Annotated in this window: 14 protein-coding genes and 1 pseudogene; 11 read left to right on the forward strand and 4 right to left on the reverse strand. The window is 65.7% G+C overall.

What is annotated here, in order from left to right; all coding sequences use genetic code 11:
• Positions 1 to 15: 15 nt before the first annotated feature.
• Positions 16 to 372, reverse strand: coding sequence for a hypothetical protein (locus tag QFZ54_RS03630; RefSeq protein WP_307084513.1), 357 nt, complete (start codon positions 370 to 372; stop codon positions 16 to 18).
• 271 nt (positions 373 to 643) lie between these two features.
• Here QFZ54_RS03630 and QFZ54_RS03635 point away from each other — a divergent pair, with 271 nt between their 5' ends.
• The 4 genes from QFZ54_RS03635 to QFZ54_RS03650 all read left to right on the forward strand — a co-directional run bounded on the left by QFZ54_RS03635 (position 644) and on the right by QFZ54_RS03650 (position 4,505).
• Positions 644 to 1,780, forward strand: coding sequence for a glycosyltransferase (locus QFZ54_RS03635; RefSeq protein ID WP_307084516.1), 1,137 nt, complete (start codon positions 644 to 646; stop codon positions 1,778 to 1,780).
• A gap of 69 nt (positions 1,781 to 1,849) precedes the next feature.
• Positions 1,850 to 3,253, forward strand: coding sequence for an NAD(P)H-dependent flavin oxidoreductase (locus QFZ54_RS03640; protein ID WP_307084518.1), 1,404 nt, complete (start codon positions 1,850 to 1,852; stop codon positions 3,251 to 3,253).
• 213 nt (positions 3,254 to 3,466) lie between these two features.
• Positions 3,467 to 4,093 carry a LysE family translocator gene (locus QFZ54_RS03645; protein ID WP_307084520.1) on the forward strand — a complete coding sequence of 209 codons (627 nt, stop codon included), beginning with the start codon at positions 3,467 to 3,469 and terminating at the stop codon, positions 4,091 to 4,093.
• A gap of 166 nt (positions 4,094 to 4,259) precedes the next feature.
• Positions 4,260 to 4,505, forward strand: a complete 246-nt coding sequence (locus QFZ54_RS03650; RefSeq protein WP_307084522.1) for a hypothetical protein — start codon at positions 4,260 to 4,262, stop codon at positions 4,503 to 4,505.
• Between the two features lie 128 nt (positions 4,506 to 4,633).
• Here QFZ54_RS03650 and QFZ54_RS03655 read toward each other — a convergent pair whose 3' ends face one another.
• Together QFZ54_RS03655 and QFZ54_RS03660 are read right to left on the reverse strand one after the other, a co-directional pair.
• A complete protein-coding gene (locus QFZ54_RS03655) occupies positions 4,634 to 4,825 on the reverse strand; it encodes a hypothetical protein (RefSeq protein WP_093399163.1) in 192 nt (63 codons plus the stop codon).
• A 90-nt stretch (positions 4,826 to 4,915) separates the two neighbouring features.
• A complete protein-coding gene (locus QFZ54_RS03660; protein ID WP_307084525.1) occupies positions 4,916 to 5,914 on the reverse strand; it encodes a 2-hydroxyacid dehydrogenase in 999 nt (332 codons plus the stop codon).
• Positions 5,915 to 6,018: 104 nt separating this feature from the next.
• Here QFZ54_RS03660 and QFZ54_RS03665 point away from each other — a divergent pair, with 104 nt between their 5' ends.
• Positions 6,019 to 6,522, forward strand: a complete 504-nt coding sequence (locus QFZ54_RS03665; RefSeq protein WP_307084527.1) for an SH3 domain-containing protein — start codon at positions 6,019 to 6,021, stop codon at positions 6,520 to 6,522.
• Positions 6,523 to 6,613: 91 nt separating this feature from the next.
• Here the strand turns inward: QFZ54_RS03665 and QFZ54_RS03670 are convergent, their stop codons facing one another.
• Positions 6,614 to 7,807, reverse strand: a complete 1,194-nt coding sequence (locus QFZ54_RS03670; protein WP_373458432.1) for an acetyl-CoA C-acyltransferase — start codon at positions 7,805 to 7,807, stop codon at positions 6,614 to 6,616.
• A gap of 88 nt (positions 7,808 to 7,895) precedes the next feature.
• Between QFZ54_RS03670 and QFZ54_RS03675 the strand changes: the two genes are divergently transcribed.
• From QFZ54_RS03675 to QFZ54_RS03695, 6 genes and pseudogenes are all read left to right on the forward strand, one after another.
• Entirely contained in the window at positions 7,896 to 8,147 is a 252-nt protein-coding gene (locus tag QFZ54_RS03675; RefSeq protein WP_307084531.1) for a hypothetical protein, read from the forward strand.
• A gap of 24 nt (positions 8,148 to 8,171) precedes the next feature.
• Positions 8,172 to 8,927 carry a prepilin peptidase gene (locus QFZ54_RS03680; protein WP_307084533.1) on the forward strand — a complete coding sequence of 252 codons (756 nt, stop codon included), beginning with the start codon at positions 8,172 to 8,174 and terminating at the stop codon, positions 8,925 to 8,927.
• Positions 8,924 to 9,367 carry a hypothetical protein gene (locus QFZ54_RS03685; RefSeq protein ID WP_307084535.1) on the forward strand — a complete coding sequence of 148 codons (444 nt, stop codon included), beginning with the start codon at positions 8,924 to 8,926 and terminating at the stop codon, positions 9,365 to 9,367. Before QFZ54_RS03680 ends, QFZ54_RS03685 begins: the two co-directional genes overlap by 4 nt.
• Positions 9,368 to 10,598: 1,231 nt before the next feature.
• Positions 10,599 to 11,468 (forward strand): annotated as a pseudogene (locus QFZ54_RS20330) (autotransporter assembly complex protein TamA); the annotation flags it as partial.
• A 204-nt stretch (positions 11,469 to 11,672) separates the two neighbouring features.
• Positions 11,673 to 15,920: a translocation/assembly module TamB domain-containing protein gene (locus QFZ54_RS03690; RefSeq protein ID WP_307089249.1), complete on the forward strand. Its 4,248-nt coding sequence runs from the start codon at positions 11,673 to 11,675 to the stop codon at positions 15,918 to 15,920.
• A 69-nt stretch (positions 15,921 to 15,989) separates the two neighbouring features.
• A complete protein-coding gene (locus tag QFZ54_RS03695; protein ID WP_307084537.1) occupies positions 15,990 to 17,477 on the forward strand; it encodes a flavin-containing monooxygenase in 1,488 nt (495 codons plus the stop codon).
• Positions 17,478 to 17,537 lie beyond the last annotated feature (60 nt).

Genomic DNA, 17,537 nt, shown 5'->3' on the forward strand with positions numbered 1-17,537 from the left:
CCCGGTTCCCTCAATTCAGCAATAGCCGAACGTCTGCTGGACCACGGTCCGGCCGGCGACTGACACGCTCACTTTGATCCCGGTCGGCACGCCCCACGTCGTGCAGATGTCGAGGCAGGCCTGCGCCGCGGTGCCGCTCGGGAAGATCGCCGGGATTGGCAGACAGACCGAGCCAAAGCCGAGCGGGAGGTTGATGCAGACCTTGCCGTTTTGGACGGTGACGGAGATGCAGGTCGCGCCGAGAACGAGCTTTCCACCAGATGAGATATCGGTCTGATGGTTTACCGAAGACTGCTTGAGGGCAGTGCTGTGCTGCTGCGCTGCTTCAAGTACGCTATCGATTGCTTTGCTGTCGAAATCATAATGAGTCATGGCTAGGTCCCTCCTAAGATTTTCTTGGAAGTAATGACTAGCAATGATTCGATGTTGTTGCGTGCACATCATGGTCCATATCCGTAGTTTAATGATCCGAAACGAATACATAAAGCTAACATCTCGAAATTCACGTAGTTAATGGAAATACAGTATCTAGTCATGGCTTATGGAAAGAGGCGGTCATCATAGTGCTCCAAAGTTATGACCGCGATCACTGCCGATGCGGAAGCTCTTGAAAGCTCGCGGAGAAATCGGCATCGCGTCCGCCATGGCCACTCCCGTGAACATCCTCCACCTCCACTCCTCGTTCGATCTCGGCGGCAAGGAGGCGCGGGCGGTTCGGTTGATGAACGCGTTCGGCGATCGCGCGAAACACACCATCATTTCCGGAGTACCCGACGCGTTGAGCGCGCGGGACTCGATCGCGAAGGGTATCCGTTACGAGATCGCGCAGAACCCGCCGCCGCTGACGGGCAAGCCGTCGGTCAAGCGCTACGAGGCGATCGCGCAGTATATGCGACGGTTCGACCTGGTGCTGACCTACAACTGGGGTGCGATCGACGGGGCGATGGCGCGCCGCGCGTTCGCCAAGGGTGCGCCGCCGCTGGTGCATCACGAGGATGGGTTCAACGCCGACGAGGTGGGCGGGCTCAAGATCGAGCGCAACATCTATCGACGGCTCGCGCTGGGTGCGGCGCATGCGCTGGCGGTGCCCTCCGAGGTGCTCGAGGGCATCGCGCTGAAAACCTGGAAACAGCCGCGCGAGCGCGTGCACCGGATCGTCAACGGGATCGGCACGGCCTATTACGCGCAGAAGCCCGAACCCAAGGCGATCCCGGGCTTCACGCGCAATGCCAAGGAAGTCGTGATCGGCGCGCTGGCTGGCTTACGCGACGTGAAGGATCTGACCGCGCTGGTCCGTGCGGTCGGCGGTGTGTCCGGACGCGTGCGCCTCGTGATCGTCGGCGAGGGCCCGGAGCGCGCGAACATCGTGCAGGCGGCCGCGGCGATGGGGATGGCGGACAAGCTGGTGCTGCCCGGATTTCTCGATCGCCCCTACCGCTATATCGGCCATTTCGACATGCTGGCGGTGTCGTCGCGCAGCGAACAGTTTCCGATCTCGGTGGTCGAGGCGATGGCGGCGGGCCTGCCGATCGCGAGCTATCCGGTCGGTGACATCAAGCGGATGGTTTCCCCTGAGAATCTACCGTTCGTGACCGACATTGCCAACGAGGTGAGGCTGCGCGATGCGTTGCAGGCACTGGTCGCCGATCCCGCCTTGCGAGCCGCCGTAGGCGCGGCGAACCAGGCCAAGGCGAGGGCTGAATTCGACGAAGCGGTTATGATCGCTCGCTATCGCGCGCTGTACGAAGATGCCCTGAACCGTCCGGGCGCGCTAACCTAGGTCGTAATATTGCTCGCACGCTGCGTCCTTGCGATATAGGGGGCCGTATTTTCCGGGAGAGGTGACGTCGTGTTCAAGGGCCTGAAGCCTATCGTCTATAACGGTCGGGAAGTCTGGCCTCTGGTTGAGGGCGGCAAGGGCGTCGCCGCGACCAACCACGCGTCGGCCGGCGCCTGGGCTGCGGCCGGGGGTATCGGCACCGTTTCTGCGGTCAACGCCGACAGCTACGATCCCGAAGGCAAGATCATCCCGCAAGTCTATGCGGCGCTGACGCGGCGCGACCGCCACGAGGAACTCGTCCAGTACGCGATCGAAGGCGCCGTCCAGCAGGTCGAGCGCGCCTACGAGATCGCTGACGGCAAGGGCGCGATCAACATCAACGTGCTGTGGGAGATGGGCGGCGCGCAGCGGATCCTGCACGGTGTCCTCGAACGCACGCGCGGCAAGGTCGCAGGCGTCACCTGCGGCGCAGGCATGCCGTACAAGCTGTCCGAGATCACCGCATCCTACGGCGTCAGCTACCTTCCGATCGTCAGTTCCGGCCGTGCCTTCCGCGCATTGTGGAAGCGTGCCTATTCGAAGGCGGCCGAGTGGCTGGCGGCGGTGGTGTACGAGGATCCGTGGCTTGCTGGCGGGCATAACGGCCTGTCGAACGCCGAGGACCCGTTGAAGCCGCAGGACCCGTATCCGCGCGTCAAGGAACTGCGCGACGTGATGCGCGAAGGCGGCATCAGCGACGACGTGCCGATCGTGATGGCGGGCGGCGTCTGGTATCTGCGCGACTGGAACGACTGGATCGACAATCCGGAACTGGGCACGATCGCGTTCCAGTTCGGCACGCGGCCGCTGCTGACGCGCGAAAGCCCGATCCCGCAGGGGTGGAAGGACGCGCTGACGCAGATCGAGGAAGGCGACGTGCTGCTGCACAAATTCTCGCCGACCGGGTTCTATTCGTCGGCGGTGCGCAATCCGTTCCTGCGTTCGCTTGAAGCTCGGTCCGAGCGCCAGATCGCGTTTTCGACGCAGGAAGCTGGCGATCATATCTTCCAGCTCGACGTCGGCGTGAAGGGCAAGAACTTCTGGGTCACGCGCAACGACCTGCTGAGCGCGCGCCAGTGGTTTGGCGAGGGCTATACCGACGCGCTGAAGACGCCGGACAATACGCTCGTGTTCGTCAGCCCGACCGAGAAGGGCATGATCCGCAAGGATCAGGCGGACTGCATGGGTTGTCTGTCGCAATGCTCGTTCTCGAGCTGGGCGGATACCGAGACGAACTCGACCGGTCGCCTCGCCGATCCGCGAAGCTTCTGCATCCAGAAGACGTTGCAGGACATCGCGCATGGCGGGGACATCGACCAGAACCTGATGTTCGCCGGGCATGCGGCGTATAATTTCAAGAAGGACCCGTTCTATTCGAACGGGTTCGTGCCGAGTGTCGGGCAGCTCGTGGATCGGATCCTGACGGGGGATTGAGGCTGGGGCGTTGTGCAATTTTCAGCCACCGCCTGACCTGAATGTGAGGCGGTGGCTAAAGTCGCATGTTTCCCCGCGAAGGCGGGGACCCAGACTGGGCTCCCGCCTTCGCGGGAGAACAAGGGAGGGGCGAACCGTCGTTCGAATGCGGTTGCGCCTTGCTTCGACGAGGAAAGCATCGAACAGGTCGGCCGCTGGGAATAGGAACCGCATATGACGCTGCACGCATGGTGGCTGTTCGCGGTCGCGGTGTTCCTGTTGTGCGGGACGCCGGGGCCGAACATGCTGCACATCATGACGCGCAGCATCGCGTTCGGCGCGCGGCGCAGCATGGCGGCGATGGCCGGGTGCCTTACCGCGTTGGTCCTCGTCCTCGCAGCATCGGCGGCGGGCGTGTCCGCGTTGCTGGCGGCGTGGCCGCGCGTTTTCGATGCGCTACGCTATGCGGGCGTCGCATACCTGATCTTCCTCGGTATCAAGGCCTGGCGTGGGGCAGGGTCGCCGCTCGACGTCGGCAGCGACAGCCTTCCCGCGACCTGGTCTGCCGCGCGGCTGTTCCGGGGCGGGTTCGCGATCGGTATCAGCAACCCCAAGCTGCTGTTGTTCGCGGCCGCTTTCCTTCCGCAGTTCATCGACAACGCATCACCGCGGGTACCGCAATTCGCGATCCTGGTGGCGACCTTCGCGGTGTTCGAGAGCTTCTGGTACGGCGTCTATGCGGCCGGTGGACGGACGCTCGCGCGGTCGCTGACACGACCGGCGCTGCGTCGTGCGTTCGACCGTATGACGGGCGTGATCTTCATCGGTTTCGGCCTCGCGTTGCTGCGGGTGCGAACGTAGCAACGCTTGCTGCGCCATTGCCGTTCGGCGCGATAGCGCGCATAGCTGACGCATCGCGGCGCTTCGTACGGGCAGGCTGCGACTGAGAGATGCTTTGCGCTCCCGCTCCAAGCCGGGAATGCCGCATGACCATCTATTCTGCCATCGTGATCTCAGGGGTCGCATCGTGACGACGGGTAGCGACACGGTCGTGCCGATCTCGCGCGCGGTGAACGTCAGCGTCGAACAGCCCCAGGTCGTCGCGATGTGCAAGAAGCATGACGCGATCATCAGCGCGATCGAGACTCTGCCATCGGGTGGAACGAGGGTCGTGCTCATGAACAGCGCGGATGCCGCGAAGATCATCAAGGCGTTCGGATCGAAGGTGCTGACCGGAACGGTCGCACGGACGCACTGGATGCGCGCGGTTTAAGGAATTGTCTTGATCCTCCCTCGCAAGGGGGAGGTGGCTGGCACTTGCCAGGCGGGGGGGAGGAACGCGGAACCTAGGTTCCGTGTCCTCCCCCCGGGGCGCGACCTGGGGCCGCAAAAACGCTCAGGTCAGTCGGCGACGGTGCCGACCACGGCGCCACCAGCGCCGCCAACGGCCGCACCCTTCTCGACGCTACCACCGGTCGCTGCGGCGACGCCTGCGCCGCCGGCTGCGCCGATGCCCGCGCCCTTGAGCGTCGAGCATGCGCTCATCGATACGGCGGAAGCGACCAGCAGGGCGGAAACGGCAAACTTCTTCATCTCGGATACTCCTGTTTTCCCGGGGATATCCAACAAATGATGCACCGCGGTATCGGTTCCGAAGTATCGACGCCGATTGTATCGGCCGACTCAGATCCAGCCGTCGAGCACTTGGTCGGGCGGGCGGTGGCCATCCGCCCACATCCGGATATTCTGGATGACGCGTTCGCCGGACGCCATCCTCCCTTCCAGCGTGGCGGACCCCATGTGCGGCAACATCACGACGTTGGGTAAGGCGAGCAGTCGGGGATCGATCGCCGGCTCGTGCGCCCAGACGTCGAGCCCCGCGCCAGCCAGCCGCCCGTTCTCCAGCGCCTCGACCAGTGCCGCCTCGTCGACGATCCCGCCGCGCGCCGCGTTGATCAGGTACACATGCGGCCGCATCAGCGCGATCCGGCGCGCGTCCAGCAGGTTGCGGCTGTCGGGATTGAGCGGCGTGTGGATCGTGACGATGTCGACGGCGGCAAGCATGTCGTCGAGCGACGCATGGAACGTCGCTGCCAATTGTGCCTCGCGGACCGCGGGCAGGCGCTGCCGATTGTGATAATGGATCGTCAGCCCGAACGCGCGCGCCCTGAGCGCGACCGCCTGGCCGATCCGTCCCATCCCGACGATGCCGAGCGCCTTGCCGCCGATCCGGTGGCCGAGCATCCCGCCGGGACTCCAGCCCTTCCATTGGCCGGAGCGCACCAGCTTCTCGCCCTCGGCCAGGCGGCGCGGGACGGACAGGATCAGCGCCATCGTCATGTCCGCCGTGTCCTCGGTAAGGACCCCCGGCGTGTTGGTGACGATGATCCCGCGTGCCCGCGCCGCCTTCAGGTCGATGTGGTTCACGCCCGCGCCGTAGTTCGCGATCAGCTTCAGGCGGTCGCCCGCGCCTGCAATGAGCGCCGCGTCGATGTCGTCGGTGACGGTCGGCACCAGCACGTCGCAATCGGCCATCGCCGCGGCAAGCTGGTCGCGGTCGAGCTTGGTGTCGGCACGGTTGTTGTGCGTGTCGAACAGCGCCTCCATCCGGTCCATGAGCGTATCGGCCAGCTCGCGAGTGACGACGACCTTCGGGTTCGGACAGCGGCGTGTGTCGGTCATGCGGACGGCTTGGCGAAGCCGTTCGTGCCCGTCAACGTCGGGCCGTCAACTTCGGTTGAGGAAAGCGGTTCGTCGCGATAGGACGTCGCCTCGCCAGTTAGGACATGACCATGCGCATTCTCGCCGCCGCGCTCTCCGTTTTCGTTGCCACCGCGCTGGTGCCCGACCCGGCGGCGGCGGCGCCCGACGCGACCAAGCGAAGCGTGCCCTATTATGCGTCGATCTCGGCTAGCCGTGCGCGGATGCGGACGGGACCTGCACGGACGTATCCGGCGAGCTGGCTGTACCAACGCCAGGATCTGCCGATCAAGGTCGTGGCGATCTTCAAGCAATGGCGCAGGATCGCCGATCCCGACGGGACCGAAGGCTGGATGCAGGCGAATTTGTTGAGCGGCACGCGGACCGCGATCGTGCGGGGGGCTGGGGCTGTGGCGTTGCGGGAGAAGCCCGTTTCGGGGAGCCGGTTGCTGTGGCGCGCGGCGCCTGGGGTGGTCGGGCGGATTAGCCAGTGCGGGAATGGGTGGTGCCGGATGGATGTGAAGGGGCAGGCGGGGTTCGTTCAGATTGGCGGGCTTTGGGGTGTGGAGGCTGGTGAGGTTTTGCCCTGAGGGGTTGGGGGGGCGTGGTTTGGGCGGGTGTCGCGTGATGCGGAAGCCTACCCACCCCCGGCCCCTCCCTTTCAGGGAGGGGGGAAGAGGACTAGCGCATCAATTCCACGGCCATTGCTGTCGCTTCGCCGCCGCCTATGCAGAGCGAGGCGAGGCCGCGCTTCTGGCCGGTGGTTTCGAGGGCCGACAACAAAGTCGCGAGGATCCGCGCGCCGCTTGCGCCGATCGGATGGCCCAATGCACACGCGCCGCCGTGAATGTTCACCCTGTCATGCGGCAATCCCAGGTCGCGCATCGCGATCATTGCGACGACGGCGAAGGCTTCGTTGACCTCGAACAGGTCGATGTCCGACGCGGACCAGCCGGCCTTCTCCATCGCCTTGCGCATCGCGAATACCGGCGCGGTCGTGAACAGCGACGGCGCGTGCGCGTGCGCGGCGTGCGCGACGACGCGCGCGATCGGCGTGATGCCGAGGCGCTCGGCGACGCTCGCGCGCGTCATGACCAGGGCCGCCGCGCCGTCGGAGATCGACGACGCGTTGGCGGCGGTGATCGTGCCGTCCTTCGAGAAGGCGGGCTTCAGCGTCGGGATCTTGGCGACGTCGCCCTTGGCCGGCTGCTCGTCGAGCGAGACCGTCGTCGTGCCCTTGCGGCCGGCAATATCGACGGAGACGATCTCTCGGTCGAACGCGCCGGACTTCTGCGCGGCCTGCGCGCGGTGGAGCGATTCGATCGCGTAATCGTCCATCTGCTTGCGCGTGAACTGGTATTCGTGCGCGGTATCCTCCGCGAAATTGCCCATCAGCTTGCCGGGTTCGTACGCATCCTCGAGCCCGTCGAGATACATGTGATCGTACATTCGGTCGTGGCCGATCCGCGCTCCGCCGCGGTGGCTCTTCGACAGGTACGGCGCGTTGGTCATGCTCTCCATGCCGCCCGCGACGAGCAGGTCGACCGAGCCGGCCGCCAGCGCATCCGCGGCAAGGATCGCCGCCTGCATGCCAGATCCACACATCTTGTTGACCGTGGTCGCCTCGACGTGATCGCCCAGCCCGGCGTTGATCGCCGCCTGTCGGGCAGGCGCCTGGCCGAGCCCCGCGGGCAGTACGCAGCCCATGTAGATCCGCTCGATCTCGGCGGCGGGCACGCCCGAGCGCTCGACCGCACCGCGCACCACGTCGGCGCCGAGTTGCGTAGCGGTAGCGCCAGCAAGTGCGCCCTGGAACGATCCCATCGGCGTACGCGCGTAGGACAGGATGACGATGGGATCTCGATCGGCGGCCACTTCACTCTCCATATATTCTTATGCCCCCGTATCTGGGGTTGATGTGCGGCAATACAAAGCAGGGCGGGATGCGCCTAGACCCGTCGGCATGGAAACACTCATCACGACGCTCAAATGGTGTGCCGCAGCCTCTGGCGTGATCGCGGCATTCATGGTGTCGCTCGATTTCGGGCGACGCGTGACGGGGTGGGGGTTCGTGTTGTTCGTGGGCTCGTCGATCGCCTGGCTGAGCGGGGCGGCCTTGACCGGGGACTGGGCGCTCGGCACGCAGAACATCGTGTTGTTCGGCATCAACCTCCTGGGCGTCTATCGCTATCTTATCCGCAAGACCGGTGTCTGAGATGACCGCTGTCTGAGGTCGCCGATGTCTGAGGTCACTGTCTGGGCGATGGCGCTGGGCGTGCTCGGCGCGATCCTCGGAAGTTTCATCGCGGCGTTGGTGATCCGCTGGCCTGACGATCGTTCGGTTATGCAGGGCCGGTCGGCGTGCGACGGGTGCGGGCGGATCCTTAACCCTGTTGAACTGGTGCCGTTGCTGAGCGCGCTTGTGCTGCGCGGACGGTGTCGCGGGTGCGGCGTAGCGATCAGTCCGGTGCACTGGCGTATCGAGCTCGCCGCCCTAGCGATCGGCGTAGCCGCAGGGATCGTTGCGCCGGGGCCGGTCGGGATCGCCGGTGCGGTGTTCGGCTGGCTGCTGCTCGCGCTTGCCAGCCTCGACCTCGTCGCGTTCTGGCTACCCGATCGTCTCACGCTGTTGCTGGCGCTGGCCGGCTTGGCGAGTGCCGCACTCGGCATCGAGCCGCCGATCGCCGAACGACTGATCGGTGGTGCGGCCGGCTTCGGCATTTTGTGGCTGGTCGCGTTCGGCTATCGACGTTTGCGAGGACGTGACGGTATGGGCGGCGGCGATCCGAAGCTGTTCGGCGCGATCGGCCTGTGGCTCGGCTGGCAGATGTTGCCTGCCGTGCTGTTGATCGCAAGCATGATCGGGCTCGGCGTCGTGCTCGCCGCGCATCTCAAGGGGCGGGCGATGGCCGCGGATACCGCGCTGCCGTTCGGCGCATTGCTGGCGATCGCGGCTTATCCGGCCTGGCTCTTCATGATAGGTCTTGCGCCATGATGCTTGCCCTCGTCCTCGCGCTCCAGGCCGCGACACCATCGATTCCGCAAAGTCCGGGGCCAAACCCGGGCGCGAGTCCGCTCAGCGCGATCGGGCAGCAGAAACTTCCCGCGCGGGGATGTGCCGCCTATCTCTGGACGCTCGACGTCAACCGCCAGATGGTGGCGATGGCGAGCGCCGACCCCGCACAGATCCGGCTCGCGATCGACGGCAAGGTCCTGGATTTCGCCCGTGCGACCCAGTCGGACCCGATCGGCTTCGGCTTTGGCGGAATCACGCAGTATCGACGTGACGACGTGACCGCGACACTGGACCTCGCGATCTCGACGCGTGCCGACATCACCGCGGGCGCGACCGTCACCGCGGCGACGCTACGGATCGACCGCCCGAGCCGCGATACCGTGGTCGTACCGGTCGGCGGATTGATCGGCTGCGTTTGAGGTAAATTTTAGTGAAACCAAGCCGTCGTCCGTGCGTTACGGGACGGAGATGGGGGTTTGGTCGAACACGAACACCTCCCATGAAGGGGATCGTGTGACAGCTTCGACTAGCCGGCATCATTGGCTCGCTCTGGCGTTGGTAGCGTCATCTACGGGGTTCGCGGGACCGGTTTCCGCGCAGATCGCACAGCCGGGCACCGCCCCGGCCAAGGGTCCCAACGCGCCCAAGCCCAGCGATCGGCCGCAGTCGAACGGGCAGGCGAACGGGCAGGCGAACGACCCGCGGTCCGATGCGGCGATCGTGCCCGATGCCGAGTTCGACAGTTCGTTGCCGCCGCTAAGCAGCGATCTCAACGCACCGCTCGAACCGATGTCCACCGCTACGCCGCAAGCCGCGACGCCTGCGACGGCAACGACCCCCGCGACCACGGTGACCGGCGACGTGCTGCCCCCGACCGGCCCAAGCGATCCGCAATTGGCGCAGCCGCTGACGCCGCTGTCGAGCTTCGACACTACGCCGCTGCAGACTGCGGCCGACATTGTCGACAAGGATGCGCCCGAGATTCGGTACGACACCGCGATCAAGGGGCTGGACGAGGCGGGCGACGGGCTCGAGGCGCGTTACAAGGCGCTGTCCGCGCTGTCCGAAGGCAAGGGCAAGGCCGCGAATGCCACGCAGGTCGCGGCACGCGCTCGTGAGGACGAGGCGCTGGCGGTCCGGCTCCTGAAGTCGCTCGGCTATTACGACGCGACCGCGATTTCGACGATCGAGACGATCCCCAACGCCGACACGACCAAGGCGGGTCGCCTGCGCGCGACCGTCAGTGCGCAGCCCGGCCGGCTCTATTCACTGTCGTCGGTCACCGTGCAGGCGAACGCGACGACACCGCCCGATCTGGTACGGACGCAGTTGCCGCTGAAGGTCGGCGATCCGATCGAGGCTGCGCGCGTCGAAGGCGCCGAGGCGAATGTCAGCCTCGTCCTGCCACAACGCGGCTATCCGTTCGTCAAGGTCGGCGAGCGCGACATTCTGCTCGACGACCAGACCCCGACCGGCGCGTACACCTTGCCCGTCGACACGGGTCCTAGGTCGTCGTTCGGGCAGTTGCGCACCGAGGGCGATCCTGTCTTCAACCTCAAGCATCTGAACGTTTTCCCGCGGTTCAAGGCAGGCGATCTCTACGACAACCGGATGACCGACGATCTGCGCGATGCACTCGTCGCGACGTCGATGTTCTCGACCGTGTCGGTGGAACCGGTGCGGACGGGTACGCTCAACGCCGACGGTACCGAACAGGTCGACCTGCTGGTCCGCCAGAGCGCGGGCAAGGTCCGGACGCTCGGCGGCAATCTCGGCTATTCGACGGGGCAGGGCTTCCGTGCCGAGGGGACGTGGCAGCACCGCAACCGGTTCCCGTACGAGGGCGCGCTGATCGGGTCCGTGATCGCGGGTACGCAGGAGCAGGGGCTGTCGGGCACGTTCCGCCGCGCGAACGCCGGTCGCCGCGATCGCACGTTCAGCGTCACAGCGGGTGCGAACCATTCGAACTACGACGCGTACGAGGCGTTCACGACCAGCGTCGGCGTACGCTGGAGCTATGATTCGACGCCGATCTGGCAAAAGCCGCTGACCTATTATTACGGTGGCGAGCTCGTTGGGACGAACGAGAGCGTCTATGATTTCGGTCGCGGCGAGAGCGTGCGGCGGACCTACGGCATCGTCGCGCTACCGGGCCAGGTGCGGTTCGATCGGTCGGACAGCCTGCTCAATCCGTCCAAGGGTTTCCGCCTGACCCTCAACCTCAGCCCGGAAACGTCGGTGCAGGGATCGGTGAAGCCGTACATCCGGACGATGATCGAGGGGACGTTCTACTACCCCGTCTCAAGCAGCATCGTGATCGCCGGTCGCGCCAAGGCCGGCTCGATCCAGGGCGTCAATCGTGACGATCTGGCCCCATCGCGGCGCTATTACGGCGGCGGCGGCGGATCGGTGCGCGGCTACGGCTATCAGCGGCTCGGGCCGTTCGATCCCGACGGCAATCCGGTCGGCGGGCGCTCGCTCAACGAGTTCGCGCTCGAAGCGCGCTACCGGTTCGGCGATTTCGGCATCGTGCCGTTCATCGACGCCGGCAACAGCTATGAGAGCAGCACCGCCGAACCTGTCCTCGCTGCGTTACGGCGCTGGCATCGGCGGGCGCTTCTATACCAATTTCGGGCCGATGCGCGTCGATATCGCAACGCCGCTCAATCCACGCGAGGGCGACGGCAAGGTCGCGCTCTATATCTCGATCGGGCAGGCATTCTGATGGCCGACAACGGCACTCTTCCTGCTGAGCAGGTCCCGGTCGAGCAGACCGTCATTGTCGAGCGGCGCCCGCTGTGGCAGCGCATCCTGAAGTGGCTCGCGATCCTGGTCGTGAGCCTGATCGCGCTCGTGCTGATCGTGCTGTTCGGGATCAACACCGATCCCGGCCGGCGGCTCGTCGCGGACCAGATCGGCGGGTATACGACCGCGTCGGGGCTGAACATCAAGGTCGGGCGGATCGACGGTTCGATCTACGGCGCGATGACGCTTAGCGATGTGCGGGTGTCGGATCCCAAGGGCGTGTTCCTGACGAGCCCGAAGCTGGCCGTCGACTGGCGCCCGTTCGCGTTCGCCAGGAACCATGTCGACGTGCGCTCGCTGACGACGCCGTTGGTCACGTTGCAGCGCCGCCCCGTGCTGAACGCGACGCCGAGCGATCCGAACGCGCCGTTGCTGCCCGATCTCGACATCGACGTGAACCGGCTGGTGATCGACCGCTTCCTGATCGCCAAGCCGGTGACCGGCCAGACGCATATCGTGAAGATCGACGGCGCGGTACACATCGCCGACAAGCGCGCGCAGTTGACGACCAACGCGGCGGCGCTGACGGGGCCGGGGATCGCAGGTGGCGATCGTCTGGTGCTGAAGCTCAATGCGGTGCCGGAGCAGAACAAGCTCGACGTGAACGTGAAGCTGACCGCACCCGTTGGCGGGGTGGTCGCGACGATGGGTTCGCTGAAGGCGCCGCTGACTGCGACCGTCGATGGTCGCGGCAGTTGGGCTTCGTGGCAGGGGCGAGCGATTGCGACTCTGGGCGGCGGGCAACTGGCGAACCTCGGGCTGACCGCGAAGAACGGGCATATCCAGGTGCGCGGGTCGACGCGTCCGGGCCTGTATCTCGAAGGACCGGTCGAGCGGCTGACCGCGCCACAGCTCGACGTGGCGATCGATACGACGTTGAACGACCGCAAGGCCGATACGCGGATGACGCTGAAGTCGGACGCGCTGGCAGTCGACGCTGGTGGCCTGATCGATCTCTCCAACAGCCGGTTCGGCAATTTCGCGGTGAATGCGAAGCTGCTGACGCCGGGGGCGATCCTGCCGAACCTGCGCGGTCGCGACGTCACGGCGCGCGTCGTTTTCGACGGTGCGTTCGCGACGCCGACGGTGGACTATAAGGTTCGCGCGGCGACGATCTCGTTCGGCGATATGGGCGTCGAGAACCTCTACGCCGAGGGCCTTGCCCGTGTGAACTCGGATCGCATTCTCGTGCCGGTCAAGGCGCGGGCGCGTCGCGTGACCGGCTTGAACGCGGCGGTTGGGGGTCTTGCGACCAACGTCGCGATCGATGGCGATTTCGCGATTTCGGGCGTCAACGTCCTCTCGGACAACCTGAAGATCCGCTCGGACAAGATCGACGCGACTGCGGTCGTGGTCGCGAACATGGCGACCGGGCGCTACACCGGCGCGCTCAAGGGGCGGGTCAACAATTACCGCGTCGACGGCATCGGCATCGTCAATCTCACGACCGACGCGAAGCTGGTACCGGGGCCGAACGGCGGCTTCGGGATCACCGGCCGGATCGTCGCGCAGACCTCGCAGATCTTCAACGAAGGCGCGCGCAGCTTCCTGGGCGGCAACGCGATCGTTCGTTCGGACATCGGCTACAGTCCCGAGGGCATCGTCACGTTCCACAATCTCCGCATGAACGCGCCAAAGTTCCGTGTGACGCGCGGTGAGGGCCGGTTCGATCCTGCCACGGGCGCGGTACTGGTCAATGCAGACGCGTATTCCACCGTCTACGGCCCGCTGTCCGCACGCGTAACGGGTAGCGCGACCGCACCCGCCGTCGTCCTGCGCGCACCGCGTCCGGGCGTTGGCGTCGGACTCGTGAACCTGAACGCCCGGATCGTCGGCCGCGGTGGCGCCTACGCCGTCACGGCGAGCGGCGGCACCAATTACGGGCCGTTCACCGCCGATGTGCTGGTGACGCCGGGTACGCAGCTCGCGGTAGATGTGCGCCGCGTGGTATTCGCCGGGATCGTTGGCAGTGGCCGCGTCGTCCAGACTGCGGCCGGTCCGTTCGCGGGTGCACTCCGGTTCGCGGGGCAGGGTCTGTCGGGTAATGTCCGGCTTGCCAACCAGGGTGGCTATCAGCGGGCTGACGTCGCGGCGCGTGCCAACGGTGCCCGGATTCCCGGCATGGTCGACTTCACCATCGGCCGCGCGATCGTCTCGGCCAGTGCTGTACTGACGCCGACGCCGCAGATCGTGGCGGACGCGCAGATTGCGGACATGCGTTACGGTGCGATCGTCCTTTCGGCGGCGCGTGCGAAGGTCAATTACGTCGGCGGCAACGGCACCGCGCAGGCGCTGCTGACGGGGTCGAACGGCGTTCCGTTCCGTCTCGCCGTCAACGCGAAGCTGAGCCCCAACAACTACCTCGTCGCCGCACAGGGCCAGGCGAACGGAATCGATTTCCGCACCGTCAATCCGGCGCGCATCCAGGCCGCGGGAGGCGTATACCGCCTGTCGCCGACCCGGATCGACTTCGGTGGAGCGGGTGGCGGTTCGGCGCGCCTGGCTGGCAGCTATGGTCGTGGCACGAACGCGCAGGTCCGGCTCGATCGCCTCGACCTGTCGACGCTGTCCGCGCTGGTCCCGAACCTCGGGATCGGTGGCAAGGCAACCGGCAGCCTCGACTTCTCGCAGGCGAATTCGGCCGCGTTGCCGACCGCCGACGCACGCATGACCGTCACCAATTTCACGCGGTCCGGCCTCGCCGCCGTCTCCGACCCCGTCGACATCGTGTTTGCCGGGACGCTTGGCGGCGAAGGCGGCACGGGTCGTGCACTGGTCCGTCGCGGGACGTCCGTCATCGGCCGGATGGTCGCGAACCTGCGGCCGCTGCCAGCGGGCAGGGGTTCGTGGAGTACGCGCCTGATGGCCGCGCCGCTGTCGGGCGGCATCCGCTATAACGGTCCGTCCGCGGTGCTGTTCAGCTTTGCGGCAATCCCCAACCAGCAGCTGTCGGGCCCGATCGCGGTCGCCGCCGATTTCTCGGGGCGTCTGCAGGCACCGCAACTCAACGGCGTCGTCCGTGCCGACAATCTGACGTACGACAACGAGACCTATGGGACGCGACTGTCGCAGATGCGGATCGCCGGGCGGTTCTCGAACACCGACCTGCAACTGACGCAACTCAGTGCGAAGGCCGGAGACGGTACCGTGCAAGCGCAGGGCTCGATCGGTTTTGCAGCCGATAGCGGCTTCCCGATCGATCTGCGCGCGACGCTGAACAATGCGCAGCTCGCCAAGAGCGATGCGATCAGCGCCACCACGAGCGGCACGATCCATCTCACCAATGGTCGCGACGGCGGTCTGATCCAGGGCGATCTCCAGATCCCCGAAGCGCGGTATCAGATCATTCGCCAAGGGCAGGCCGAAGTGGCCGAGCTGACCGGCGTGCGGCGCAAGAGCGACGTCGTCGTCGCGCGACCGACCGATCGTCCGGCAGCGCCAGCGGTCGGCCTGTTCAAGCTCGACCTCCGCGTGCGTGCGCCGAACCAGTTGTTCGTGTCGGGCATGGGCCTCGAATCCGAATGGGAGATGGACATGCGGATCGGCGGTACCTCCGCCGCACCGATCGTCACCGGCGGACTCGACATCGTTCGTGGCACCTACTCGTTCTCGGGCAAGCGGTTCGAGGTCAATCGCGGCCAGATCCGTTTCCGTGGCGGTGCGCTGACCGATCCGGACATCAACATCCAGGCGACTACCACGACCAACGGCATCACCGTCGTGATCAACGTGACGGGGACGGGTCAGCGGCCGCAGATCGCCTTCACCTCGACGCCGACGCTGCCGCAGGACGAGGTACTCAGCCGCCTGCTGTTCGGGGCGAGCCCGGCGAACCTGTCGGCAACTGAGGCCATCCAGCTGGCATCCGCACTCAACTCGCTGCGCGGGTCGGGCGGTGGCGGCCTCAACCCGCTAGGCAAGCTGCGCTCGGCGACCGGGTTCGACCGGTTGCGCGTGCTCGGCGCGGACGAAGCGAGTGGGCGCGGCACCAGCCTGGCGGCAGGTAAGTACCTGACCGACAACATCTATGTGGAGATCGTCACCGACGCGAAGGGCTTCACCTCGACGCAGCTCGAGATCGCGCTGACTAGGGCCCTGAGCCTGTTGTCGGCGGCGGGATCGAGCGGCGGCCAGAGCGCCAGCCTCAAATATTCGAAGGACTATTGAGTTCGGAACGGAGTCAGATAGGTTCGGTTATGAAACCTACGGCGTAACGCCGGGGCGAGGGGATGCAGCATGGCCGAGCATGTCGACGTGATCGTGGTGGGTGCCGGCATCTCCGGGATCGGCACCGGCTACCATCTCCAGACCCGTTGCCCGGATCGTAGCTACGTCATCCTCGAAGGCCGTCAGTCGATGGGCGGGACGTGGGACCTGTTCCGCTATCCCGGCATCCGCTCCGATTCGGACATGCACACGCTGGGGTTCGCCTTTCATCCCTGGACCGCTGCCAAGTCGATCGCTGACGGTCCCTCGATCCGTGCCTATGTCGAGGATACGGCGCGGGAATATGGCATCGACCGGAAGATCCGCTACGGTCATCACGTCAAGTCGGCGGCGTGGTCGACCGAGGACGCCCGCTGGACGGTCGAGGCGACCGGACCTGACGGTGCACTGGTGACGCTGACCTGCAATTTCCTGTCGATGTGCGCGGGTTATTACAACTACGCCAAGGCGTATTCGCCCAAGTTCGAGGGCGCCGACAGCTTCGCCGGGCGGATCGTGCATCCGCAGTTCTGGCCCGAAGACCTCGACTATGCCGGCAAGAACGTCGTCGTGATCGGTAGCGGCGCGACCGCGGTCACCTTGGTGCCGACGATGGCGCAGACCGCCGCGCACGTGACGATGCTCCAGCGCTCGCCGACGTACATCGTCGCACGACCCGGCGAGGACCGCGTCGCGAACTGGTTGCGTGGGAAGCTGCCGTCGAAGGCCGCGTATGGCATCACGCGGTGGAAGAACGTTCTGATGGGCATGTTTTTCTACCGGCTCGCGCGCAAGAAGCCCGCGAAGATGAAGGAGCGGATGATCGGGATGGTCCGCGATCATCTCGGCCCCGACTACGACGTCGCGACCCATTTCACGCCGCGCTACAATCCGTGGGACCAGCGCGTCTGCCTCGTCCCCGACGGCGACCTGTTCGCGGCGATCAACGCAGGCAGTGCCTCGATCGTCACTGACACGATCGCGCGGATCACGTCCGAGGGCATCCGGCTCGATTCGGGCAAGGACCTGCCCGCCGACGTGATCGTCACCGCGACCGGGCTGGAACTGCAACTTATGAGCGGCGTCGCGTTCAGCCTCGACGGCCAGCCGATCGAGCTCGCCGGGCGGCTCCAGTACAAGGGCATGATGTTCGACGGCGTGCCGAACCTGTGCTCGACCTTCGGCTATACCAATGCGTCGTGGACGCTGAAGGCGGACCTGACGGCGATCTACATGTGCCGCTTGCTCAATACGATGACCAAGCGAGGTTTGCGCCAGGCGACCCCGCATAACGACGATCCGACGATGAATAGCGAAGCGTTCCTGGATTTCACGTCGGGCTATGTCCAGCGCGCCGCCGCGTCGCTTCCCATCCAGGGCGAGCGCAAGCCGTGGAAGCTCAATCAAAACTACGCCCTGGATGTCATGGCGCTGAAGTTCGGGTCGGTCGACGATGCGATGCGGTTCTCAAACCCCGCATCGGCTCAGGCGCGGCCGGATGCTTTATCGGCTGCCTAAGCGCGACGCCGTAAAGCGCTGCGTCCGTTGCCACGGTAAATGCGATCGTCCTGTCTCTGT

It is taken from the genome of Sphingomonas faeni (assembly GCF_030817315.1).
GTDB classification, from domain to species: Bacteria; Pseudomonadota; Alphaproteobacteria; order Sphingomonadales; family Sphingomonadaceae; genus Sphingomonas; species Sphingomonas faeni_C.

Excerpts from the sequence above, each read along its gene's own strand:
- QFZ54_RS03630 (WP_307084513.1), bottom strand. The coding sequence starts at position 372 with ATGACTCATTATGATTTCGACAGCAAAGCAATCGATAGCGTACTTGAA.
- QFZ54_RS03635 (WP_307084516.1), top strand. The coding sequence starts at position 644 with ATGGCCACTCCCGTGAACATCCTCCACCTCCACTCCTCGTTCGATCTC.
- QFZ54_RS03645 (WP_307084520.1), top strand. The coding sequence starts at position 3,467 with ATGACGCTGCACGCATGGTGGCTGTTCGCGGTCGCGGTGTTCCTGTTG.
- QFZ54_RS03655 (WP_093399163.1), bottom strand. The coding sequence starts at position 4,825 with ATGAAGAAGTTTGCCGTTTCCGCCCTGCTGGTCGCTTCCGCCGTATCG.
- QFZ54_RS03660 (WP_307084525.1), bottom strand. The coding sequence starts at position 5,914 with ATGACCGACACACGCCGCTGTCCGAACCCGAAGGTCGTCGTCACTCGC.
- QFZ54_RS03665 (WP_307084527.1), top strand. The coding sequence starts at position 6,019 with ATGACCATGCGCATTCTCGCCGCCGCGCTCTCCGTTTTCGTTGCCACC.
- QFZ54_RS03675 (WP_307084531.1), top strand. The coding sequence starts at position 7,896 with ATGGAAACACTCATCACGACGCTCAAATGGTGTGCCGCAGCCTCTGGC.
- QFZ54_RS03680 (WP_307084533.1), top strand. The coding sequence starts at position 8,172 with ATGTCTGAGGTCACTGTCTGGGCGATGGCGCTGGGCGTGCTCGGCGCG.
- QFZ54_RS03685 (WP_307084535.1), top strand. The coding sequence starts at position 8,924 with ATGATGCTTGCCCTCGTCCTCGCGCTCCAGGCCGCGACACCATCGATT.
- QFZ54_RS03690 (WP_307089249.1), top strand. The coding sequence starts at position 11,673 with ATGGCCGACAACGGCACTCTTCCTGCTGAGCAGGTCCCGGTCGAGCAG.
- QFZ54_RS03695 (WP_307084537.1), top strand. The coding sequence starts at position 15,990 with ATGGCCGAGCATGTCGACGTGATCGTGGTGGGTGCCGGCATCTCCGGG.